The organism is Mobiluncus mulieris ATCC 35243, assembly GCF_000160615.1.
Classification (GTDB): domain Bacteria; phylum Actinomycetota; class Actinomycetes; order Actinomycetales; family Actinomycetaceae; genus Mobiluncus; species Mobiluncus mulieris.
The window spans coordinates 423,039-445,686 of record NZ_GG668518.1 but is presented as its reverse complement, the minus strand read 5'-3'; the positions used below and the strand labels follow the sequence as shown (position 1 = coordinate 445,686).

The 22,648-nt window shown below is 54.8% G+C and carries 22 protein-coding genes; 9 read left to right on the top strand and 13 right to left on the bottom strand.

Annotation, left to right across the window (positions count from 1 at the left end; all coding sequences use genetic code 11):
• Positions 1 to 393 precede the first annotated feature (393 nt).
• Both HMPREF0577_RS01825 and HMPREF0577_RS01820 read left to right on the top strand, forming a co-directional pair.
• A complete protein-coding gene (locus tag HMPREF0577_RS01825; RefSeq protein WP_248613630.1) occupies positions 394 to 1,416 on the top strand; it encodes a sensor histidine kinase in 1,023 nt (340 codons plus the stop codon).
• Entirely contained in the window at positions 1,413 to 2,186 is a 774-nt protein-coding gene (locus tag HMPREF0577_RS01820; RefSeq protein ID WP_004011962.1) for a response regulator transcription factor, read from the top strand. The genes HMPREF0577_RS01825 and HMPREF0577_RS01820 overlap by 4 nt, the downstream gene beginning before the upstream one ends.
• Before the next feature lie 109 nt (positions 2,187 to 2,295).
• Here the strand turns inward: HMPREF0577_RS01820 and dnaG are convergent, their stop codons facing one another.
• A complete protein-coding gene (gene dnaG / locus HMPREF0577_RS01815) occupies positions 2,296 to 4,362 on the bottom strand; it encodes a DNA primase (RefSeq protein ID WP_004011961.1) in 2,067 nt (688 codons plus the stop codon).
• A gap of 105 nt (positions 4,363 to 4,467) precedes the next feature.
• The gene (locus HMPREF0577_RS01810; protein WP_004011960.1) at positions 4,468 to 5,865 is read right to left on the bottom strand and encodes a deoxyguanosinetriphosphate triphosphohydrolase family protein; all 1,398 of its coding nucleotides are present in this window, start codon (positions 5,863 to 5,865) and stop codon (positions 4,468 to 4,470) included.
• Positions 5,866 to 6,062: 197 nt separating this feature from the next.
• Between HMPREF0577_RS01810 and HMPREF0577_RS01805 the strand changes: the two genes are divergently transcribed.
• From HMPREF0577_RS01805 to HMPREF0577_RS01795, 3 genes are all read left to right on the top strand, one after another.
• A complete protein-coding gene (locus HMPREF0577_RS01805; RefSeq protein ID WP_004011959.1) occupies positions 6,063 to 6,866 on the top strand; it encodes a hypothetical protein in 804 nt (267 codons plus the stop codon).
• A 229-nt stretch (positions 6,867 to 7,095) separates the two neighbouring features.
• A complete protein-coding gene (locus HMPREF0577_RS01800) occupies positions 7,096 to 7,284 on the top strand; it encodes a type II toxin-antitoxin system HicA family toxin (RefSeq protein WP_004011958.1) in 189 nt (62 codons plus the stop codon).
• Complete coding sequence (locus HMPREF0577_RS01795) at positions 7,281 to 7,499, top strand: hypothetical protein (RefSeq protein WP_004011957.1); 219 nt, start codon at positions 7,281 to 7,283, stop codon at positions 7,497 to 7,499. Before HMPREF0577_RS01800 ends, HMPREF0577_RS01795 begins: the two co-directional genes overlap by 4 nt.
• Positions 7,500 to 7,949: 450 nt before the next feature.
• On the opposite strand, the gene HMPREF0577_RS11760 is transcribed toward HMPREF0577_RS01795, so the two are convergent.
• From HMPREF0577_RS11760 to HMPREF0577_RS01765, 6 genes are all read right to left on the bottom strand, one after another.
• Positions 7,950 to 8,408 carry a hypothetical protein gene (locus tag HMPREF0577_RS11760; RefSeq protein WP_004011955.1) on the bottom strand — a complete coding sequence of 153 codons (459 nt, stop codon included), beginning with the start codon at positions 8,406 to 8,408 and terminating at the stop codon, positions 7,950 to 7,952.
• Between the two features lie 422 nt (positions 8,409 to 8,830).
• Positions 8,831 to 9,022: a hypothetical protein gene (locus tag HMPREF0577_RS11755; RefSeq protein ID WP_248613628.1), complete on the bottom strand. Its 192-nt coding sequence runs from the start codon at positions 9,020 to 9,022 to the stop codon at positions 8,831 to 8,833.
• Between the two features lie 176 nt (positions 9,023 to 9,198).
• On the bottom strand, positions 9,199 to 9,771 hold the full coding sequence (locus HMPREF0577_RS01780) for a cysteine peptidase family C39 domain-containing protein (protein WP_004011952.1): 573 nt from the start codon (positions 9,769 to 9,771) through the stop codon (positions 9,199 to 9,201).
• A 298-nt stretch (positions 9,772 to 10,069) separates the two neighbouring features.
• Positions 10,070 to 10,393 (bottom strand): type II toxin-antitoxin system PemK/MazF family toxin, encoded by a 324-nt coding sequence (locus HMPREF0577_RS01775; RefSeq protein WP_004011951.1) that lies wholly within the window; start codon positions 10,391 to 10,393, stop codon positions 10,070 to 10,072.
• Entirely contained in the window at positions 10,380 to 10,631 is a 252-nt protein-coding gene (locus HMPREF0577_RS01770; protein ID WP_004011950.1) for a type II toxin-antitoxin system RelB/DinJ family antitoxin, read from the bottom strand. The genes HMPREF0577_RS01775 and HMPREF0577_RS01770 overlap by 14 nt, the downstream gene beginning before the upstream one ends.
• A gap of 164 nt (positions 10,632 to 10,795) precedes the next feature.
• Complete coding sequence (locus tag HMPREF0577_RS01765) at positions 10,796 to 12,211, bottom strand: tRNA dihydrouridine synthase (protein WP_004011949.1); 1,416 nt, start codon at positions 12,209 to 12,211, stop codon at positions 10,796 to 10,798.
• Between the two features lie 101 nt (positions 12,212 to 12,312).
• Between HMPREF0577_RS01765 and HMPREF0577_RS01760 the strand changes: the two genes are divergently transcribed.
• Entirely contained in the window at positions 12,313 to 12,591 is a 279-nt protein-coding gene (locus HMPREF0577_RS01760) for a type II toxin-antitoxin system ParD family antitoxin (RefSeq protein ID WP_004011948.1), read from the top strand.
• A 3-nt stretch (positions 12,592 to 12,594) separates the two neighbouring features.
• Positions 12,595 to 12,906 carry a type II toxin-antitoxin system RelE/ParE family toxin gene (locus HMPREF0577_RS10730; RefSeq protein WP_004016499.1) on the top strand — a complete coding sequence of 104 codons (312 nt, stop codon included), beginning with the start codon at positions 12,595 to 12,597 and terminating at the stop codon, positions 12,904 to 12,906.
• Positions 12,907 to 13,150: 244 nt separating this feature from the next.
• Here HMPREF0577_RS10730 and HMPREF0577_RS01755 read toward each other — a convergent pair whose 3' ends face one another.
• From HMPREF0577_RS01755 to ilvN, 5 genes are all read right to left on the bottom strand, one after another.
• Positions 13,151 to 14,536 carry a glycine--tRNA ligase gene (locus HMPREF0577_RS01755; protein ID WP_004018461.1) on the bottom strand — a complete coding sequence of 462 codons (1,386 nt, stop codon included), beginning with the start codon at positions 14,534 to 14,536 and terminating at the stop codon, positions 13,151 to 13,153.
• 231 nt (positions 14,537 to 14,767) lie between these two features.
• Positions 14,768 to 15,874, bottom strand: a complete 1,107-nt coding sequence (locus HMPREF0577_RS01750; protein ID WP_004011945.1) for a TNT domain-containing protein — start codon at positions 15,872 to 15,874, stop codon at positions 14,768 to 14,770.
• A 117-nt stretch (positions 15,875 to 15,991) separates the two neighbouring features.
• A complete protein-coding gene (locus HMPREF0577_RS01745; protein WP_004011944.1) occupies positions 15,992 to 17,119 on the bottom strand; it encodes a branched-chain amino acid aminotransferase in 1,128 nt (375 codons plus the stop codon).
• Positions 17,120 to 17,248: 129 nt separating this feature from the next.
• Positions 17,249 to 18,241 (bottom strand): ketol-acid reductoisomerase, encoded by a 993-nt coding sequence (gene ilvC, locus HMPREF0577_RS01740; RefSeq protein WP_004011943.1) that lies wholly within the window; start codon positions 18,239 to 18,241, stop codon positions 17,249 to 17,251.
• Between the two features lie 5 nt (positions 18,242 to 18,246).
• Positions 18,247 to 18,828 carry an acetolactate synthase small subunit gene (ilvN, locus tag HMPREF0577_RS01735; RefSeq protein ID WP_004011942.1) on the bottom strand — a complete coding sequence of 194 codons (582 nt, stop codon included), beginning with the start codon at positions 18,826 to 18,828 and terminating at the stop codon, positions 18,247 to 18,249.
• Positions 18,829 to 18,934: 106 nt separating this feature from the next.
• Between ilvN and HMPREF0577_RS01730 the strand changes: the two genes are divergently transcribed.
• Together HMPREF0577_RS01730 and HMPREF0577_RS01725 are read left to right on the top strand one after the other, a co-directional pair.
• Positions 18,935 to 20,464 (top strand): threonine/serine exporter family protein, encoded by a 1,530-nt coding sequence (locus tag HMPREF0577_RS01730; protein ID WP_004011941.1) that lies wholly within the window; start codon positions 18,935 to 18,937, stop codon positions 20,462 to 20,464.
• A gap of 79 nt (positions 20,465 to 20,543) precedes the next feature.
• Complete coding sequence (locus tag HMPREF0577_RS01725; protein WP_004011940.1) at positions 20,544 to 22,127, top strand: aspartate:alanine exchanger family transporter; 1,584 nt, start codon at positions 20,544 to 20,546, stop codon at positions 22,125 to 22,127.
• The last annotated feature ends 521 nt before the right edge of the window (positions 22,128 to 22,648 follow it).

Here is a 22,648-nt window from a genome sequence, read left to right as displayed (position 1 = left end):
GGCACAACAGTGATGCTAGGGTGAATTGCACAGGTTTGAGATTATCAGCCATAAGTTGTTTAGGAGGTCAACCATGTCTAACATTTATGCAGTTCAGAGGCTATTCGCGCATGGAGTGGCTTTGCTCGCGGTCGGCGTTCTAGCCGTGTCTCCTGTCACGCTGCCCACAACCACTAACAAGGTAACACCACCCAGCGATGTCCCAACTGTGGTGAGGCAGCCACGATACGGCTTATTCTACTGTAAGTACTTACCACACCTACCGGGGTGTAAATGACATTGGAAGAATCTAGACCTAAGTGGCTCTTTTCGCGTTTTACTAGGAATTTCACAATTTGGCTGCGAACCAGGGGAATCGGCTACCGCGCTGCGTACCTGCTAATGGCAGCCTTCATGGTTGTATATGAGCTGATTCCCCGCGTATTTCTGAGCTCGTTAAATGAGCCGGAAGTGTGGATGATTGTCATCTTCGGGATAGAACTTGCCCTCGCCGCGTGGCTAGGCGTGGTCGGGGATTTAATCTATATTGCAGTGTTTTTTGCCTACGGGTTTACAGAACACTCCAATCTGCTTTCCATGCCAGGTTTCGGGATTAACCTGATAGTGGTGGTGTGGCTGATACAGCACTGGAACTTGCGGGCGCTGACTCTGCTCGCGGCGATGGTGGCTCTTAACACCTGGCAAGATGCTGACCCCGGTCGGCGGATTCTCGGCGAAGTGTTCCTTGTTGTCCTGGTTCTGGCCATTGGATACAGTTTGCGCTTCATCACGGATAGAGCCCGGAAAACCGAGAGGCAACTCATGAAGTCGCGGCAAAGCGCCGCCGCCATCCGCGAAGAACTGGCGCGGCAACTGCACGACACTATTGCGAAAGACTTGGCACAAGTGGCTATTTCGGTGGAAAACCTGGCCACCACACACCCCGAACTCGCCACCGAAACCGCACCCATCGTCACCCTGGCACGCGAAGCCGCCGGGCGCATCCGCCCCCTGATTATGAACCTTAATGCAAAAGCCGTCCCGCCCAGTTTGGACAAGGCTATTCAGGATTCCCGCACCATGCTGCGCACCCGCGGGCTCACCCTAAAGGTAGACCCGGAAGGCAAATTAGATAAACACCTGACGCGGCAAACTATCCAGACCGCCGCGCTCTTCGTGCGGGAATGCGCCACGAATGCCTTGAAATACAGCGAAAACGACACCGGCGTGGATTTGCTGATTGACCTTGACGGGGAGGCGATTTCACTGCTGATGGCCAGCACAATCTCCACGACACCCGTCCCGCCACAGTACACCAGTGGATACGGCTTGGTGAATTTGCAGTCCCGCATCGAGGGGGAAGGGGGTAAAATGCTGTTTACCCGCCGCAATAATCGGTGGATTATCAACGCCATTATCCCCCGGAGGTTTTCTTGAACGACGCGGCTGCGGCAGAAACGATGGACGGATACGAGAAGAATAACGCGGACAACACGGACGACGCGACCGAACCAACAGGTGTGAAAGACCCCAGGGACGCGAGTGGCGCGAACCGGGACATCCGCATCCTCTTTGCCGACGACGACCGGATTATCCGCGAAGGGCTGGCGAACTTGTTGAATCACCAAGACGGCATCACCGTGGTTGCCACCGCCGAAAACGGCGCACAAGCCCTAAAGATTCTCGCCACGCAGCCCGTGGACGTGGCCTTGATAGACGTGGATATGCCGGTACTCGACGGCATCCAAACCGCCCAACGCATCGCGAAACAATACCCGAAGCTGGCGGTGGTGATCCTGACCGCCTTCGAACATGAGGAATCTTTCGCGCGCTCCCTGGAACAAAACGTGCGCGGGTTTTTGACCAAGGATATTCCCCCCGATCGGCTGGCTGAACAGCTGAAACGCGCTCACGCTGGCGAGCGGGTTTTCGGGTCGCGCCCCACCGAAATGCTGACCTCAAACTTTCTGGCCGCGAGTAGCAACGCCCCCGAATACCAATATTTTCGCCGCCGCGTCGAGGCGCTCCCGCCCTATCTGCGCGACGTGTTCGACCTCGTCATCGAGGCCTACCCCAATAAGACCATCGCCCGGCGGCTGAAACTGAGCGAAAACACCGTGCGCACCTATGTTAGCGAACTCTTCGTTGCCCTCGATTTCACCAGTCGCAATCAACTGACCATCACCGCGTTGAAAGCCGGGTATTGATGGTTCAAGCGGGGATGGGTTTGCTGACGGCTCACGTTTAGCGGTGTTTTGAGGCGGGTTCATGAGGTGCCAGCCGCAACGGCGACAAGTGCCTCGTGAAACCGGGCGGTCAATATTCCGGGCTCAAGGCGCGCACCTGGGTTTCTAGCTCCATCAACTGGGCAAACACCGCGTTTTTCTCCTCTCCCGCATCCAAACGGTTCAGTTTCGCCCGCAACCCCGCCATTTCCCGGTTCAGGTACAGGCGCTCCAGGGCATCCATCACCTCGTGTATCCACGGCGCGGCTTCGTCTTCAGAGCGTACCGGTACCGGTCGGGTCGCCAAGTCGGTGACCACTCCCCCCAAGGCCGAGCCCGCCTGGGATTTCACCGCCGCCGCCCAGCGATTCAAGGCGGCACGCGGCGGGTCTGATGTCCCCGAAGCTGCCGCCTCGGTTTGCAGACGCGCATATTCCGCAACCCCACCCGCTGCCATGATAACCTCGAAAATGGCTCGCAGCGTGGGTTGGGTGAAACCCTGGGGGCTAAGCAGGTCAAAGTGGGTTTCCCCCGTCAAGGCCGGGAAATGGAGCGCCGCCACCAAAGCGTCACGCTCCAGGCGCCACACCGGGTCGGTATCCACGCCCGGGTCGAGCCGCACTGGCGGCATTACGGGTAATAAGGCCGGCGCATTCCCCGTACCGCCTGGATTTCCCTCGCGACTCATGAATCCGCCGCCAACTGAACCACTGCCATAACCGTTGGAACCGCCAGACCCGCGGCTTAAACCCGCGCCGCGCGCCTCCTGCGACCGGGAACGCAACCACTGTCCTGCCGCGTTCACCGTTTCCCAAGCCTCGCGGCTGTTTACCCCCAGCCAACCCGCCAGACGACTGACGTATTCTTGGCGCAAAGCCCGGTCGCGAATCTCGGCCGCAATGGGTGCTGCCGCCCGCAGTGCCGCCACACGACCCTCGGAGTTGTCCAAGTCGAAACCGCCGATAATCGTTTTCAACACGAACTCGAACAGCGGGCGGCGGCTGTCCACCAAATCCCGCACCGCCCCAGGACCGCGTCGCATCCGCAAATCGCAGGGGTCAAGCCCCTCTCCAGCCACCGCCACGAAAGACTGGGCGGCGAAATCCTGGTCGGTGCGGAAGGCCTTTAGGGCGGCTTTCTGGCCGGCCGCATCCCCATCGAAAGTAAAAATCACTTCCCCGCCGCGCGGCGCAGAACCATCGGGCATCCGCAAAGACGAAGCCCCATCGGCCGGGCGCCCAATCAGACGGCGTACAATCCTCGCGTGTTCACCGGTGAACGCCGTGCCGCATGTCGCCACCGCGCAGGTCACCCCGGACAGATGCGCGGCCATCACATCGGTGTAGCCCTCGACAATCACGCAGCGGCGCTGTTCCCCGATAGTTTTACGCGCCAAATCCAGGCCATACAAAACCGAGGATTTGTGGTAAATCGGGGATTCCGGAGTGTTAATATATTTCGGGTTTTCCGGGTCGGAATCATCCAGGCGCCGCGCTCCGAAACCTAGCACCGCCCCGGTAGTGTCCCGTATCGGCCAGGTCACCCGGTCACGAAACACGTCGTAAAGACCGCGCGAACCCATTTTGGCCAATCCCACCGTGGTAATTTCGGCATCGGTGAACCCACTGTCGCGCAAATGCCCCAGCAGGTTCCCCCAACCTTTCGGGGCGTATCCCATGCCGAAACGAGCCGCGTCCTCGGAAGTAAACGCGCGACCTTCCACGAAGTCCCGCGCATCTTGAGCCTCCGGCGACAATAGCTGCGCGGTAAAAAAATCTTGCGCCACCCGGTTGCATTCCAAAAGGCGCTGCCGGGTACCCGGTTCTACCCGCGTCGAGCCGGCCTCGCCGCCCTCCACATAGTGCAACACAATCCCGGCTTTATTCGCCAAAAACTCGATGGTCTCCAGAAAAGCCAAGCCCTCGATGCGTTGCACGAAATCAATCAAATCCCCGCCTTCGCCGCACCCGAAACAATGCCACAGATTCGCCCCCAGCGTCACGTGAAAGGACGGGGTTTTCTCGTCGTGAAAGGGGCACAGGCCTTTCATAGAGTTCACTCCCCCGCGTTGCAAAGTGACGTAATCACCCACAATTTGCTCAATGGGGATGGCTTCACGCACCTTTTGGATGTCATCGGGGTCAATCTTAGAAGCCATAGCCCTATCTTACCGTTAGCGCCTCGTGAATACCGCCCCACCCGCAGGCAAAACGCTGTGACCCCGGCTCGCGCCTCATGAAACCACAATCCACCGGTGGAACCGCTAAACCGGCTGGGTCAACATTCCCACCAATCTAGCATGCCACGCCGCTGCCGAAGTGTCCGTCAGGCTCGCGACCTGGTCGATTACCGCCCGCAGCCGCCCGGCATCACGTCCCAAAGGGTGGTTGTCGGCTCGGCGCCACTGGGTCGCAAAGGGCTCCTGTAGCGCGTCGGCGTGCTCGGTTTGCCGTTCCAAAAGCGCCCACACCAAATCGGAGAGGATTTGCTTTTGCGCCAGGTAGTCATGCGAGGTTTCCCGCGGTGCCATCACGAAGTACACCGCGATTCCCTTAAGGAACAGGATTTCGGCGCGGGTTTCGCGCGGAATCACCAGGTCGGCCGCGTAACGCGTCAGCGGGTGGGTACCGTAGCGTTCACGGGTGGCATCATGAGTCGCCAGGCAAAAACGGCCAATCAGCTGGGAAGTCATATCTTTCAAAGCGGCTTGCGAGCGGTAGTCGGTGGCGGGGGCGGCGAGCCAAAACGGCGTGTTCCGCAGGCGTTCATAGGCAGCAGCGATGTCGTCCACGGTGAAAGAATCGGGCTTTTGGGGGTCAAAAGCTCCGACATACCACTGTTTGGTGGCTTCCAGGACGTGCACCAACGTCGCGTCATTATCCAAAACAGTGGGATTTACGGAACCCAGTGCTATGGCGTCTTCCACGTCGTGGACGGAATAGGCGATATCGTCGGACAAGTCCATGACCTGAGCCTCCAGACAGCGCCGGTTCGCAACCGACGCCGGAGTCGCGGTTGGGGCAACCGACGCAGCCGGCACAGCGTCGGGCATGGAAGACTCCGCCGTATCAGTACACGCAGTCGGCGCATCGGCTCGCAGCCAGGCAAATACGGCTGCGTCTTCCTGGTAGACTCCGAATTTCGCACTGGAGCTGCCGCCCGGTCCTTTCCCACGGTGCCACGGATATTTCGCAATCGCGTCCAGGGTGGCTCGAGTCAGGTTTAGCCCAGCGGGTTGCCCTTCGGGGGTGACTACTTTCGGTTCCAGATAGGTCACTAGGCGCAAAGTTTGCGCGTTACCTTCAAATCCACCAATGTCTCTAGCAATATCATTGAGCACCCGTTCCCCGGAATGTCCGAAGGGCGGGTGCCCCAGGTCGTGTGCCAGGCAGGCCGCGTCCACCACATCCGGGTCACACCCCAGACCCTTGCCCAGTTCGCGTCCCACCTGGGCGACTTCCAGGGAGTGTGTCAGGCGGGTGCGGGAAAAATCATTGGCCATCGGGCCTAACACCTGGGTTTTTTCGCCCAGCCTCCGCAGCGCCGAAGAATGCAAAATCCTGGCCCGGTCGCGCTCAAAATCACTGCGTTCCCCCCGCTTGTGCCGCTCGGGCACGAAACGTTCGTGTTCGGCGGCGGGGTATTCACCAGTTTTACTCACCCCCCTAGCCTACCTTGCCACCGTTAGGTTTCGCGGATTCACGAGGTGCCATCAAGAATCCCAGGCATGAGTTAACATCACACCGTAATTTGTTGGTATAAAAATACCAACAAATTACAGTATCGCTAGCTATCGTCTCACGCTATTATTAGAGAAGTTCCCCAGTTGGGCATATTCAGCAAGACAAGTATAGATAGATGTGTAACACGTTCTCCTTCCTTGAAGTAGCCGATTTACTTGGATGGCATGACACCGAAGTTATGGAGTCGGTAGATGCGGGTGTGCTTCCCACAATCTACCGACTTTCAGACTTACTTAATAACCCAGGATGGCCGTATAAAAAGTTAGATAATCCTCTAATCTCCGAAGTGCAGCTTAGAGAGTTTATTTACTCATCATTAAATGATTTTCGTCACGATTTTTCCTTGCCGGATGCGCTTGCAACCCTTCATTATAATGGTATTCCCATTTGGGAATTACGAAAACTTTTGTATATTTCAACAGATATTAATTATGATTACATGGAAGCGATAATGCTCAAACATGTTGATAACTACATAAAGGATAAAGATAACTTTTACATCTTACCAACGTACCACATTTTTCCCGATTACTGCAATGAATTTGTTATCGAGGACGTGTTTCGCGGGACACTAGATTTGGGAATTGAACATAGAGTAGTTGTCAATTCAATAATTGAAGCACCAAATCTTAAGATTGAAGATGCGACAGAGAGAATTCAATTTCTCCTTAAAAGCCAACCTAGTTATCTAATTGATAGCTATAAGCTTATAGATTCTTTAAATACAGAATTTACCACACTGTATCCCGATTCAGAATCATTGAGTGCCATTACTGTTCATGATTTTACAGGCATACCATATAGATATGCACGAATAATGGAACAAGAAGGAACCCTAACAGGTAATAGCTTGATAGAAGAATTCAAAGCCAGACTAGCTAAAATCCACTCGCTACACATGACTTTAGAACCGCGTTAGCCGTGGCAAGTCAAAATTAACAATCCGCAAAAACAATACCCCCACACAAAAAGTCAAGACTCTCTAAAAGCCCAGTTCAAGACGAGTAAAATGGATTAATCCCTAATCTCCCAGTCTCAATGCCGCCTTAGCTGGCGGCATTCACCGGCATCTCTCCAAGCCCTAGCACAGCGGCAGTTTATCGCGCAGATACTCGTGTTCAAAATGGGAGTGGGATATACTTAATGACGTGAAAAGGCGGAAACTGCTGGGTGACATCACCAGGCACGCCAAAAGTATCAATGCGCAGCTCACTCTCAAGGAAGGTGGTGCGCACACGATAGTGCGACTGGGCGACAGACAAACCGTCGTTCCCCACCACACCGAAATAAACGAAATCACCGCTAGACAAATCATGAAACAGTTAGGGATGAAATGAAACTCACAGCAAAAGCTACCCGAGTTGGCAAATGGTGGGCAATCGAAGTCCCTGAAATTGAGGGACTTTTCACCCAAACCAGACACCTCGACCAGGTCGAAGCGATGGTTAAGGATGCCGCAGCAGGACTCACCGAGCGCCCCGAGCAAGACTTCGAGGTTGCTGTTCTGGTCACGAACCAGAATATGCAAAAGACCGCCGCCTTCGCCTCATGAACCCGGCAACAAACACAACACGGACAACCCGCTCAACCAATAGCGATGGTGCTGATGAAGACCGCATAATCCGAATGTCCGACAAGTTCGAGAGTATAAGGACTGCACGCCCAACCAGTGTAACCAGGCATCGGCCAGTGAAGAGGCATAATCGGGCTTTCCGCTAGCCGGCACTCGATTCGGGTTATTGTGCCGCTGGTAATCTTATGAGGTTATTTGCGGTGGCGGCGGAAAATCTGGCGACGATTGACCATTAGGTAACTGGTTTTGCGGCTGCGGCTGACCGATTTGGGGATTATATGTCGGCTGCAACTGATTATTCATACATGAGCCTCGCGTGCCCTAATAGTGGAAAAAATGAGGTTAGCTTGCGCTAAATTCACACTCCAGGCCATTTTTCCACCGTTAGGGCTATTTTCCGCAACAGTGCACGAGTGTAGCCCATTCCCCTTATTCGGTAGTGCTTGGGGCTGGCAGTTCCTTATGCGATTTGGGGTCGTTCCATCCCGATTTTGAGGGGGTTACCGCCGGTTCACATTCATAAATTTTTTCCCCGTCGAGTTCGGTGAGTGCATTGAATGCGAATTCTGTTTGCTCTTGCATAATATCTTTTGATGGATGTTTATATATTACGACATTACCGGAGGAGTTAGTAAACGGCACCACAGTCAAATCACTGAGCAGACGGATGCCCTTGCCGGTTTTAATGTCAAATACGTAGCCGCCGGTTTCTGTACCTATGGCTATCAATTTCTTGGTTACTATCGGCGGGTCATGAATAATATTGTTATTAAGAATTTTTATGGGTTTGGAATACCCATCAAAACTGTACCAGACGATGCTTTCCGGGTCGTGGATGGGATCCACCCAGGCTGAAGCACCGCTGGGTATTCCATAAGAATACGCCATTGTCACCTTCTGACATCACTGCCATAGTCCGCGTATCGTTGATGTCGCCAAAGCCTATATACGATGTCGGTTTAGTGGGTTCATAGACCAGCGCGTTTAGCTTGTCATATTCCTCGGGAGTGGGCCACCCCAAGCAGGACTTTCCTCGTTTTACCCACTTTGGCGGGGAGTGATGCTGTTTAGGGGCACGTGGAAAAACACTGCTATCTAATTCCACAAAAGCCTCGCTACGGTAGGGGGTTTTGCGGGGAGTTCCCGGTGGACCGTAACGCGGGTCTTGCTTCGGGTCAAAGCTGGGCGCAGCACTCTTACTGCCGTTTGCCGATTCAGGATTTTTCCCTGAATGTAATCCGCCGCAACCAACCAACGCCACACCGCAGATGCCCAGTATCAAGGTCAAAGCAGCGAGTTGGTATAACCGTTTATGCAATGTAGCCTCTCCCCGCGTGTAGCTCTGATAGTTTACTCGCCCCGGTGTAGGAATACGGGTCGGCCCATTTACCCCACCTAACATATGCGGATTTCCCAGCCGGATCCGCAAAATGAATCGCGCGGCCGTATTCCATATATCCATAAATCTCTATCCAGTGGAAAATGTCTTCCTTTTTAGGCATTGCGTTAAAATCTAGGCCTACTTTTTTCCAGATATTAGAAAGAAGCGGTTTATTTTGATTAACACCATCCACCGTTCGAATCATGAGCGCCTCGATATGCATTGATTGCCCTCCGTGTCCGTAGGGAGTGGGATAGGCAGTGTAGGAAAACTTACTGTGCGCATTCATCACTTTGGCTACTGGACTGGTGCCGTTTCATCCGACCACCCAGTTCCCGCATGTGAGGTAGTGCCCAACCACCCAGCAATCTGTGACTGGTTGTAATCCTTATTTTCATTTCGCAAAGCGGCTTGTACTGCTGCGGGTCCGCAATAGTAGCTGTTTTCTTGGGGGCTCATCGTTCGCCTCAAGAATCTATATTCCTCGGGGCTAAAGCGGTATGTTTTAGCCCGGCTCTGGGATAAGGCGTAATCCTCAGCGATGACTTCTTGCCGGCGTTTCTCGCCTTCCGGGGTGCGCTTCTGGTAATCCCAACCTTTTTCCGTCCACACCGGATACCAGGTACGTTCAGGACTCACGCACCAGTAATCCCCCAAGGCACAGTTCGTAATATCAGAGCTGCCTGGCGGCACTATTGGCGGACGTGACTCTAAGGAGTCTGTATTCTCTGGATCGGAACTCTCCACTTCCACGGGTGTTGCAGAGTTATCCGCCGGAGCCACCGACTGCCCGTCAAAATTTGAGCCATCAGCATCAACAGCAAAAGCCGGGGACACCATGCCGAGTGTTGCCACCGTAGCCAGCACCATTATGAGATTTTCCTAAGATTCATCATCGAGCCCTTCTTCTACAGAGTTTTTTAAAAAGAATTTTTAATACGCTATCACTGATAATCCGCTCCGTCAATGCATTCGGATTACATCTTAAGCCTTTGCCTAATTCGCGTCCCACCTGGGCGACTTCTAGGGAGTGCGTCAGTCGAGTGCGGGAAACGCTCATGTTCGGCGGGGGCGTATTCACCAGTTTCACTCACCCCTCTAGCCTACCTTGCCGCCGTTGAATTTCACGGTTTCATGAGGTGTTATTTGTATCTTCTGCACTGTTTTACTATTTAATCCCCAGTAAAAACGCTAATTGGTTTCTGATTTCTTTCATTGTCAGCTCGTCAAGAAAGCCTATTTTCTTCCCTAAAAGCGCCTTATCCACAGTAACTATTTTCTCGGTCATAACGAAGCTGTCCCGTGTCAACGCGTTATCTGCGGTGGGACGCACTTTGACCCGTGTCGAAATATTATCGGAATCAAAAGATGTCAGTAAACACAATACAATCGAGTCAAAATTTTCAACTTCGGCATCTTGCACGACAACTACTGGACGTGCCTTGGAAGCATAGGCATCATCACGTAAAGTCCAGATTTCACCGCTGTGCATTTATAGCTTCCAAGGAAAGAGTCGTAGCAAATCTGGTGGCATCCGCTTCATTAGTAAAAGGCTCGACATCAACAGGTTGCAAAGAACGCACCTCGTAGGGAAAACCTCGATGTGAGTTGAAAGCATAGATGAACATCCGCAAAGCGTCTGCCGGAGTAGTTCCCAGTTCCCTGGTGGTGCGCCGGAACAGCTCATATTGCTGTTCCTCAACTCGGGTAACCGCTTGTTTTAGTGGCATAATGCACCTCCCCTGAAGCTTACTGCTACAATTCTACCACTCTGAATTAGCAATTTTGCTACCTGTAAGCACCCAAAAGGAATACAGTGGCAAAATTCCCAGATGGCACCTCATGAACCCCGCAACAAACGCAGTGAATCAAAAACCTCAAAGTGAGCCAAGACCTAGTGGGCATAGGGGTCGCAGCCGTCGTCGTCTAGGTGCAAGGCCGCGCGGGCGGCAGCGTTCATCTCGCGGGTGTCCAGCCAGCCCTCCGGCAAGTGGACTTTACGCTGGATGCGGGAGCGTCCGTGTGGGCCGGTGGCCGCCGACGGATAGGGTGTGTCCGCGCCCAGTCGTTCTATCAATTCATGAGTCGCTTGTTCCAGCTCCGCCAGACTCTCCACTCGTGCCAACCGACCGCGCATCTCGCCACCCAGGCCGAAACCTCGGAAATACCAACCCAGGTGTTTGCGCATATCCCGCAGCGCCACCAGTTCGTTGCCGTAATGCGCCACCAGCCCCTCGGCGTGACGCCGCGCCACATTCGCGACCTCCCCCAGGCTCGGTCCCACCGGCACCGGCAACCCCCACAAGGCGGCGGTGATTTCGCGGAAAATCCACGGGCGCCCCTGCACCGCTCGTCCGATTTCCACCCCGGCGCACCCGGTTTCGCGAAACATCTCCAAAGCATCTGCGGCGCAAAACACATCGCCGTTTCCCAAAACCGGGATATCCAGCACCTCTACCAACGCTGCGATATCCTCCCAATGGGAATGACCCCCATAGTATTCGCTGGTGGTGCGGGCATGTAGGGTCACTGCCGCCACGCCGTTGTCCTCTGCCACGCGGGCTACGTCTAGGAAAATCCGGTGTTCCGCATCGATACCACTGCGGATTTTCACGGTGACCGGAACCGGGAAACTGCGCCCAGAGTCCTCACTAGCAACACGCGTTGCCGCGACCACCGCCGCCACAACTTCCCCGAAGTACGCGGTTTTCCACGGCAGCGCCGAACCCCCGCCCTTGCGAGTGACTTTGGGTACTGGACACCCGAAGTTCAAATCAATATGGTCAGCCAGACCGCGACGTACGAGTTCACCGGCCGCCCAGGCCAAGTCCTCCCCCACGACCCCGTAGAGCTGGATAGACTTCACCGCCTGCAACGGCCCGGATTTCACCATCACCCAGGAACGTTCCGACCCCATCCGCAAAGCCTTCGCGGTGACCATCTCGCCGACAAACATGCCCTCCACCTGGGCTTTCCCCGTCACGTTCCCCGGCCAGGTGGTACCGGTTTCCGCTGCTGCGGAGGTCTTGGTCACGCTGCTGTTAGTATCCTCGGTGGCAACGGCGACTTTCCTTTCGGCTTCATGAGGTGCTTGCCCCTTCCCCAGCTCAGCCTCCGGGCAAGCCAGCTCAACGGGTAAACCCTGGCGGGAAAATTCCAGGCACAGGTCTCTGAAGGGCGCATTGGTCACATCCGCCATCGGCGCCAAAGCCACCGGGGTCACAAACTGAACCCCACCCAGGCTCAAAGGCGCAAATTTAGTCCTATTCACCGCCGTCCCCTCATGAATCCGAAACCAAAATAACCGCAAACCAGTCTACCCGGCGGCAGACGCACTCAACCAAATATGTTTATCTCGTGAAGCAGGGTTTCTTATGATAGGATTGAATCCTACTGAAGGGAGTCGGAGATATGCGGACAACCACGCAGTTGAGCGTTACTTTGCCTAATGAGATGGCCGAGGCAGTAAAATCACGGGTAGCATCGGGTGAGTACGCCAGCGAAAGTGAGGTTATCCGCGACGGATTGCGTACTTTGCTGGCTCGCGATGCTGCGATGGAACATTGGTTGCGCACGGAAGTTGTTGCCGCCTATGACGAGTTGGAGGCAAACCCCACCTGGGCAATTACTTCCACCCAGTTACGCCAACGCCTCGCCCGGCGACAATCCGACCGTATTCACCAAGGTTAGCGAATTAAAAAGGTTGTATATTCTGCCCGGGCGGAGCAACAACTTTGGGAACTGCAGGATTACATTGCTGTAAAATCAGGTTTTTTGGATGTCGGCGAGTCATTCATTTCAGAGATTGTTGATTTTTGTGATTCCATGGGGGAGTTGCCTTTACTGGGAACACTTCGTGAGGATTTGCGTCCGGGTCTGCGAATCGTGGGTTTTCGTCGCCGAGTCGTTATTGCCTACGTAGCACGAGCAAAGCGCATAGAAATTCTTGGTGTCTTTTACGGCGGACAGGACTACGAGTCTCGACTATCTACAGACGGAAATTGAAGTAAAAACCGCCTGTCGGCTAGTAGATAACCATAATCAGGTTGCACCCACTAGCCGACACTCAGTTCACGTTGCCGCGCGGTCAATAATTTTATGAGTTTATTTGCGGCGGCGGCGGATAATCCGTTTGATCATTACCCGGCATATTCTGCGGTTGGATTGCAGCTGGCTGCTGCTGCGGATTATAGGCCGGCTGCGGTTGCCCGCCCGTTGGAACCGGATTCTGTTGAGCTATCTGCTAGCCCTAGCAAAGCGGCAGTTTATCGCGCAAATACGCGACCAAGCCTTCCATGGGGATGCGCTCTTGGGTCATGGAGTCGCGCTCGCGCACCGTGACCGCGTGGTCGGAAACCGAGTCGAAGTCCACCGTGACACAGTACGGGGTGCCGATTTCGTCCTGGCGGCGATACCGGCGTCCCACCGCCCCGGCATCGTCATAGTCCACGTTCCAGAATTTCCGCAAATCCGCTGCAATCCCCCGCGCTAAATCCGGCAGGGTTTCCTTTTTGGACAGCGGGAATACCGCCACCTTAACCGGCGCAAGGCGCGGGTCGAGCCGCAGCACGGTGCGCTTATCCACCCCGCCCTTGGTGTTGGGCGCCTCGTCCTCGGTATAAGCCTCGATCAGGAAGGCCATCAGGGAGCGGGTCAACCCGGCGGAAGGCTCAATAACATAGGGCACCCAACGCTCATCCTTGGCCTGGTCGTAGTAATCGAGCTTCTGGCCGCTGGCCTCGGCGTGTACCGACAGGTCATAGTCGGTGCGGTTGGCGATACCTTCCAGTTCTCCCCACTTGGAGCCCTCGAAGCCGAAGGCATACTCAATGTCCACCGTGCGCTTGGAATAGTGCGACAGCTTTTCCTTGGGATGCTCATAGAACCGCAGGTTATCGGCCGAAATCCCCAAATCCGTGTACCAGGCAAAGCGGTGGTCGATCCAGTACTGGTGCCATTCCTCGTCCGTGCCGGGTTCCACAAAGAACTCTAGTTCCATCTGTTCGAACTCGCGGGTGCGGAAAATAAAGTTCCCCGGGGTAATCTCGTTGCGGAAAGACTTGCCGATTTGGCCAATCCCGAAAGGTGGTCGCATCCGGGCAGAGTTCATCACATTAGCAAAGTTGATAAAGATTCCCTGTGCCGTTTCGGGACGGAGGAAGTGCAAGCCCGACTCGTCATCCACCGGCCCCAAATATGTTTTCAGCAATCCAGAAAATGCGCGCGGCTCGGTCCACTGTCCCTTCACTCCACAGTTCTCACAGGCCACCACGGCCATGTCCACCGTATCGGGATTGTCGATTCCGTGTTTTTCGGCGTATTTTTCCTGCAAGTCGTCCTCGCGGTAACGCTTGTGACAGCTGGTGCATTCAATCAAGGGATCGGTGAAAGCTTTCAGATGCCCGGAAGCCTCCCACACCTTCGGCGGCAAAATCACCGAAGAATCCAGCCCCACCACGTCCTCGCGGGAACGCACCATGTAGTTCCACCAGGCCTTTTTGATGTTTTCCTTCAGTTCCACCCCCAACGGGCCGTAATCCCACGCGGCACGGGTGCCGCCGTAGATTTCACCGCAGGGATACACGAATCCACGTCGTTTCGCTAAAGAAATCACTTGTTCCAGGGTTGATGCCACGGGGCTGCTCCTTTTCTGTTCTCTACTTGCGTCGGTTTCGTCTGTTGCCGCGCGGTTACGCTCCCCCTTCATGAGGTGCCACTTTCCTTGGCAACAAAACATCACTAAGGAACCATTTTAGCCCGACGGGTTGCGGAAAAAGAATTTGTCGACCCTTCGCGCAGTGCCGGCATCGTAAATGGCACCTCGTGAAACGGCGGTTTCACGAGGTGCCACCCGACAATCCAAGTGTTACTTGAGTTCCAACAAGAACCGGTGATCCAGGTACCAACGCAACGGACGATCCAACACCACTATCGCACCCCCACCCGGATTGGTCTCGGTTTGCGCGGTCAAGCCTTCCAACACGGCCATCGGCAGGGGGGCTTGCACCTCGAACACCCGGTAGGGCTTGTCCTGGTTCAATTTCATGCCACGATTCGCCAAGGGCGTCCCCAAGGCAAACAAAAACTGTGCCTTGTCATCGTCGAAACAGTCCAGCAAATCGCCGGTATGCAATTCATTAGAGCCCGGCTTACCCCCACGCGAAATCGTGCGGGCATCGATGCCAATACTGGTTTTCCGACCCCGTTCGGGGGCATCAACCGGCAACTCGCCAACCGGCAGAACTTCGGTACACAGACGATGCACCAGGTCAACCGCATCTTCCAAGGAATCCACGGTGTCGTAAATCGCGAATTCCGCCCCGCGCTGGGAGCCAACCACATATTCTGTCTCTCCCCACGGCGCCACCACCCACGGGCCTTCTTCAGCGAGGGGCAACTCCGAGTCACGCGGATCAAAACCACGCACCACATCTGCGGCAGTCAAACCCTTGGCTTCCACTAATTCATCGAAATAGCTGCGATAGGGAGCCCCGGATTTGTCGCCAGAATCAGATTCCGGGGGAACGTCCCACAGCCGGTCACCTTTAGAGGAATGTTTCCCGGCACGCTTCTGGGCGCGGTCTTCCCAAATAAGCCGCGCTAACTTGGCGATTTCTTCGTGGCGGTCATCGCGCAACTCCGCGATGACCTTCAAAGGGGTCGCGTCATTAGCCATCGCCGCTTTTTGCACCCTAGTGTCACCATCATGAGCCAGTTTTGCCAATACGGAGGGCGGGGTGCGATTTTGAATCGCTACCAGGTAGCGAGCTCGCCACGGAGCCGCCAGCGCGATAGTATCCAACACCGAATCCGGAATAGTGGTGGATTGCGAAACAAACTCGGCTAAATCGGGGCGTTTACGGATGATTTCTTCCCATACGAAGGTCGGGGCAATGTCAGAAATCGCTCGAAGAAAGTCCTCCTCGCTGTGGGAGGTGATCAAATCAGCGAATTCCTGCACCGAACCAATCACTGCGGACTCCTTTCGAACTCTAACTTTCTATTCTAGCTTAGGACATGCTCGGGCATTTAAACCGGTTACGCCGCGCATACCCGCGCGACGTAACCTAAAATTTGGGGTGTTTTCCCGTTACTTAACCCGATAGCACCAACCATGCGTGTCTTCAACCGTTCCCCATTGGATTCCGGTAATAAGGTCATGGATATGCTTGGTCATAGTTCCGACGGGGATTTCAACGTTAAAGTCTTCGCCGCCCAATCGACCAATCGGAGTTACTACTGCAGCCGTGCCACAAGCAAAGCATTCCGTGACTTTGCCGGATTTGATTTGATCTAACAGCATCAGCAAAGAAATCCGGGCTTCTCGCACTTCCACCCCTTCGTCTCGCAGCAGCTGCATAATCGTCGCGCGGGTGCCGCCCTCCAGGATACAACCCGTCAAAGCCGGAGTGGCGACGTGTCCATCCTGATAAACCACGAACACGTTCATTCCCCCCAGTTCATCGAGGTATGTTCCCGTAACAGCATCCAGGAAACAAACCTGATTATAGCCTTGTTCTTGGGCGATTACCTGGGCTTGCATGGCACCAGCGTAGTTACCGGATGTCTTCGCCGCCCCGGTTCCGCCCGGACCCGCCCGATGGAATTCCTGGGACACGTAAATGCTGACCGGCGCGAATCCGGATTTGAAATACGGCCCGGACGGGGAAGCCACACAGAAATAGGTGACCTCGTCGGCGGGGCGAACCCCCAGGAAGTCCTGGGAGGCATACATTACGGGACGCAGATACAGGGTGGCTCCGGCGGTGGTGGGTACCCACCGTGCATCAGCACGCACCAAATCCACACAGGAACCCACAAAATCCTCTACCGGCAGCTCCGGCAAGGCCAGACGTCGCGCTGATTGGTTAAATCTGTGGGCGTTGAAGCCCGGGCGAAACATCCAAATCGAGTCGTCTTCACGTCGGTAAGCCTTGAGCCCTTCGAAAATTTCTTGCCCATAGTGCAAAACAGCGGTTCCCGGAGTCACCGGCAACGGCCCGTAGGGTTTAATCGTTTTTTCGCCCCAGCCCGCCGCGCGTGTCCAAATCGAATGCGCCATGTAGTCGCTAAAGTCCTTGCCGAAACGCAGTTCCCCCATGATGCGTTCATATTCGCTTGGTTCCGTTAGGTGGTCGTGGGCTTGCACGACCCACCGCCCCGCAATTTCATCAGCGGGCGGCAGGGGTTGTTTGGCCAATTCTTCCAATGTACTCATTATTAATCCTGCTTCTTTCTTCGTTATTATCTAAAGTTGAACACTTCGTTTTACGCCAAAATCCGACAAAAACCAAAAACGCGCTAAATCCTCAGTCATAAAAGAGCCCCTCCCCCGGGTTTTACCCGGCTACGGCACGGTTTTAGGGGCAAGTTGACGCAACCGCGTCCCCACACTTTCCAAGACGTGGTTTTCATTAGCGGCGCGTAGTGTTTTTAGCTCCACCGCCCCGGCATTTTGATCGGCCATAAAACGCGCGGCAAACTCCCCGCTTTGAATCGCGGCTAAAACCGCTTTCATCTGGGTTTTTACTTCGGGGGTAATCACGCGTGTCCCCCCGGTGTATCCGCCGTATTCAGCCAGGTCACTCGCGGCGGTACGCCGCCCCCACACCCCGGCCTCGCCCAGCCGACGCGCTTGTTGTTCTAGCTGATAGCACACCTCAAAATACGCCACTTCCGGTTGATATCCGGCTTCCACCAGGGTTTCGAAACCGCTTTGAATCAACCGGTTCAGCCCACCACCCAACACGGCCTGTTCACTGAACAAGGCGGCTTCGGTGGCTTGAGCGAAAGTCGTGGCCACCACTCCGGCACGGGTCAACCCGATTGCCGCCGCATAGGATTTCACCACTTCCCACGCCATACCCGAGGCATCTTGCTGAACTGCGATTAGCCCGGGAATTCCCTGTCCGGCCACGAATTCGTCTCGCAACTCATGAACCCGTCCCTGTGGGCAGACCAAGCCGACGTCGAGGCCAACGGCCGGGCGGAGGTATCCGTAACGGACGTTGAATCCCTCGGTGAAGATTACGGTGTCATGAGGTGCCAAGTGGGGGGCGACTTCGGAATCGTAAATGTGGACTTGTCTAGAAAGCGGTAGTGCCACCAGCACCACAGACGCAGCGGCCACGGCCGCCGCCAGGGGCTGCACCTCGAAACCTTGTTCCTGGGCTTTAGCGCCCGCCCGCGTCGTCGACGATAGGCCAATAATGACCTTTACCCCAGAATCCCGCAGATTCAAGGCGTGCGCCGCAGCGAGCGCCCCGTAACCCAACACGGCTACCCGCCGGCTTTGGATAATCCCAAGGTCAGCATCGTCAGCAAATAAAATCTGGGTCATTAATTTCAAGCATACTCGTTTGGAGGCAAAACTACCTCTAGACCCGACTCGACGCTTTGCGTGGTCTCGGTGTCTTCGGGGACTTCCCCGGGCTCGGTGATAGGTGACGCGCCGCGCCCAATAGCCACAGTGCCGGATTGCACGATTTCTTTAATCCCGAAAGGCTCGAGTTCCCGAAACAGCGCGGCGTTCTTCAGCGGTGAGCCACTCGACTCTATAACCAGGGTTTCGTGGGACACGTCAACCACATGGGCGCGAAACATCGCTACGATTTCCAGCACCGCCGTGCGTTGAGCCTGGGCGACTGCAACCTTGATGAGTACCAGTTCGCGTTCCACGGCGTTTTCCGGTTCTACCTCGACGATTTTCAGGACATTGCCAAGCTTGTGTAACTGTTTCTTAACCTGTTCCAAGGGCACTTCGGAAACATCAACCACAATCAGAATTTGGGAAAACTCTGGGTTCTCGGTGGGAGCTCCCGATAGGGACGTGATGTTAAAAGCACGGCGAGCAAACAGCGCGGCTACCCGAGCCAACACGCCGGGTTTATTTTCCACCAATACACTCAAGGTACGAGTTTTCCTCATGGTTCACTGCCTCTCTAGTTGCAACTTCGCTAACTGTGCAGTATATCAAGATGCCTGTGTCCAAAGTCCTTGTTGAGAGGGGATTTTGAATGGTTAACTCGGTACTGTGCGATTTAAACCCTCTGAAACCTTAGGACACTTATTTGCCAGCAAGGCGAAACCTGCCACTAATGCTGGGGACGACAAAGATTCCAAGCCCGAGGCAAGCCCGGCATCAGAAGTATCTACCGAGGAACCTCCGGTAGTTCTAAACACCCAAAGTCTGTTAGAACTGGAACAAACCCAGATTACTCTCTCGGAGCAATCCCGCACGATTATGCGCCTGGGACATGCTCTCCAGGCTTGCGGAGCTTCGGCTTATCGCATCAAGATTTCCATGGCGCGCTTGGCGACTGCCCTTGGTGCCGACGAGCACAATGTACAAGTCACCTTTGGGGAAATTAGTTCTACGGTGTATCTGCCACCGTATTCGCGTACCGCTGTTTTGGAGCAACGCGCCTTTGGGACAAACGCCGCGAAACTCGACCGGTTGCGTAACTTTGTGCAGAATCTGAAACCGGGAACCACCATAGCGGCCGCGAATGCCGCCATGGATCGTATCGATTCCTATCCCCTAGAGTACGGAAAACTGGTAAACGCTTTAGCTTCAGGGATTGCTTGTGCGTGTTTCTGTTTCTTGAACCGGGGGGGCTTGGTTGAATGTCTCTTGGCTGGCTTGGCGGCGGGGTTGGGGCAATTCCTGCGCAAACTGATGATGACCCGGAAATTCAACCACTTTGCGGTGTGGCTGGTAGCGGGTTTCGCGGGAGCAACCTTCTATATTATATTTGCCACCCTGCTGGAACTGATACTGCATCAGTGTATGAGTACCGGTGATTTGAGCGCACTGCCCATATGGTTGCGTGGGGATTCCATCGGTTTGCGTTCCGGGATTGTTTCGGCAGTGTTGTTTCTGGTTCCCGGTTTCCCGCTGATTACTTCCATGCTGGATTTGGTGCGTATGGACCTGTCGGCGGGTATTCCCCGGTTTGTTTACACATTGATGCTGGTGGTTTCCGCTGGGGTAGCCGTGTGGCTGGTCTCGGTGGTGTTTGACTGGGCGGTTGATCCTCCCGCACAGCCCCCGATACATGGGGTGTGGTTGTTTGTAGTCCGCGCAATTTGTTCTTTTATTGCTTCTACCGGATTCGCCATGCTGTTTAACTGCACCTGGCGGCTGAGTATCTATGCGGGTCTGATTTGCGGGGTGGTGAACCCTTTGCGCTTCCTGGCGGTTGATAACGGGGTGACCTGGCAGCTCGCGGTGGGGTTAGAGGCGTTAGCGATTGGTCTGTTGGCTGACGTGATTTCGCGGGCGGCAAATTTTCGGTATTCACGAGTTTCCTTGTCTGTTCCTGCGGCCGTGCTCATGGTTCCCGGTGTACCACTTTATGCGGCTCTGACCCACCTAAATGACGGGGATTATTCCCAAGCCTTCATATCGCTAACTGAGGTGTCGGTAGTAATCTTGGCCATCGGCATCGGTTTGGCCAGTGCCCGGATGCTCACCGACCGTAACTGGCTGCAAGATCGCGTGTTGAAAGGCAATCACCCGGTTCTAAATCCTGACACCCGGTCAGATTACAGTATGCGCTGATAGTATTTAAGAGTGTTATGTTCACCCCCCGTTTAGGGCTATCCCGGTTCTGGAGACAGGGACGAGTTTAGGAGGACTCTTGCTCGAATATTTTGCGGCCAATCCAATTGTGATGCTGACCTTCCTATTGGGGGTCGGTATGGCACTTGGACACATCAAGATTAAGGGCGTTTCACTGGGCGCTGCAGCGGTGCTGTTTTTGGCTATAGCTATCTCCGCGTGGGGCAGAGCCTCTGGTGTTGAGCTAAAGATTCCCCGCGAAATCGCGGTTCTAGGTCTGGCTCTGTTTGCTTTCTGCATCGGTACGAATGCAGGAACCAGCTTTTTCGCCACCTTAAAGACCGCTTGGAAAGCTATTTTGCTGCTGATTGGATGCTACATAGTGGTTTGTTTGCTTGGGGTGGGAATCGGAATGATGCTGGGCATGAACGCAGCGCAAATCGGTGGCACCATCGCCGGGGCATTGACAAACACGCCTATGCTGGATGCCGTGGGCGAAACTTCCGACGACCTAGCGGGTGCCACGGTGGGCTATTCTATTACCTACCTTTATGGCGTGCTGGGGATGATTCTGTTTGCTTCTCTGGCATTGCGCGCGGGCAAGAGCGATAAGGACGCCCCCACCCCTCTGGTGACTAAAACCATCAGAGTCGAAACAGCGGCACAACCCCGCCTGGGCGAAATCTTTGAACGCTTCGACGAAAAACTGGCGATTACCCGTTTGCGTCGCGGGGAAACCGGACCGATTATGCGTCCGAATATGTCCGATACCTTGAACAAAGATGACCTGGTAACCATTGTGGGTGAAGCCGCCTCGGTTGACCAGATTATCAAGGAACTGGGACACCCTTCTTCCCATCCGCTCCAAATTGACCGCCATTACCTGGATTACCGGCGCATCACCCTTTCTGACGTAGCGAAGGCCGGCAAGACTATCTCGGAGCTCAATATGGGAGATCGCTTCCAAGCCACGATTTCTCGGGTGCGTCGTGGGGATGTGGACATGGTGGCGTACCCGGATTTGGTGCTACAGTTGGGTGATCGGCTGCGCGTAGTGGCGCCGAAGGCCAATATTAAAGTGATTACCAAATACCTGGGCGATTCCACCCGTGGTCTGACCTCCTTGAACCCGGTGGGGCTTGGCGTGGGGATAACGCTAGGTTTCTTGATTGGCCAGATTCCGATTCCGAACCCGGGCGGCGGGTATTTCTCGGTGGGATACGCAGCCGGGGCAATTATCATGGGTCTGATTATGGGGCGAGTGGGTCGTATCGGTCCCTTCGTAACCGGCCTGCCCTACACGACCGGACAAGTGCTGGGAGAAATTGGTCTGTTGCTGTTCTTAGCGCAAGCCGGGGTCAACGCCGGGGGCGCGATTCAAACTGCTTTCACCGGGGGCGACTGGTGGAGAATCCTGCTGGTAGGGTTCATAGTCACCAATCTTTTCGGTATCCTTCTTTACATTTTCATGCGGTGGATTGGCAAAATGGGTGGCACGAAACTGGCTGGCTTTATGGGAGGTGCCCAAACCCAGCCGGCTGTGATGGGCTTTGCCAATGACCAAACCAATGTCGACCCGCGCATTTCCCTGGGCTATGCCATGGCCTATCCGGTGGCCATGATTACCAAGATTCTGTGTGGCACTTTCATCGGGATGCTCTAACGGGTTCATTTAATTCATTTAATGCTTTGGGGTTGTCCGTAATTGTTGACAGGTTGGGTGTTTAGCACCTTTTTCTGGAGTTAAGCTCGGTGAGGTGTGCCCGAATAGTGGAAGAATTGGGGTAATCTGAACCACATTTCCCCGAATGGTGGAAGAATTGGGGGGAGGCTGGCACATGCTGTCAGCCCCACCTGCAAAAATCCCCCATTGTTTTTGGGAATCGCCTATATAGCAGTCGCGCTCTTTCCCTTAGCGTGATATATCAAAAATGGCTTTACGTTTGAGTAAGAAACTTCGCAACCCGCGCTGTCCCAAATAGGAAAAGCAGCGCATTACCCAGCTTGCTAGGGATATGCGCGCCGGTAAGGTTCACACCATCTCGCTCAACCAGCTGAAAACTGAACTAGGACTTGATAAGTTTCCTCCGATTCCCAATATTCTCGACACAATGAACGCGCAGAACTGAGACGCTTCCACCGAGGTTCTTAATAAGGCGGGCGAACAAGCCGCAGCTGGGGCAG